1 protein-coding gene is annotated in these 639 nt (G+C 48.8%); it reads right to left on the reverse strand.

The window, feature by feature from the left end; translation table 11 throughout:
• Positions 1-135: 135 nt before the first annotated feature.
• A partial coding sequence (locus tag R8N49_RS28070) for a terminase TerL endonuclease subunit (protein WP_318190564.1) occupies positions 136-639 on the reverse strand: 504 nt, incomplete at its 5' end.

A 639-nucleotide genomic window follows, 5' to 3' on the forward strand; every position in this document is an offset into this window, starting at 1 on the left:
TTCTTAATGCCAATAAGGCAAAAATCAACAACATAGTTCCGCCAAACATTAAGGTATCCGACAACCCGAATTTGAGATAAACCCCACTCACCAACGCGGCAAACCCCGCGAGGCCAATCAGGTTGAGTACGTATTTCACAGGTATAAATCCTCATCATCTAGATCGTCGTATGGGTCAAAGGCATCCGTTGCCAGATGCGCGCGATACACCGCCATGATTAAAGCGACCGCACCATCAATCTTTTGGTCGGGTTTGTCTTTTCTTGGAAAGTGGTTTTCATTAGCGTCTGGCTTACTGACTACGTTGCTCATCATCCAGGTCAACACAGGGTTACCGTCATGATGAACACGGCCAGACTTCAAGGCTGCCTCGAGTTCTATCATTCCAGGGGATAAGTGCGCGGTAGTTTGCGGAACCTTGACGGCTGTAATACCTGCTGCGGTAAGTTCTTGAGCGAGCTGTGTAGATCCCCACGGGTCATGTGGAACCTCTCGCACCTCAAACTCATCCGAAAAGTTCTGAATGTCTTCCCCAATTTCGTTGAAATCGACTTCAGCGCCATCCGTTGAAATCAATGCACTGCCACCACTGTTCAACCATGGTGTCGCCACCCACTTCTGGTAGACCTTGCGGTTTTT

The organism is Vibrio sp. 1978 (genome assembly GCF_033344345.1).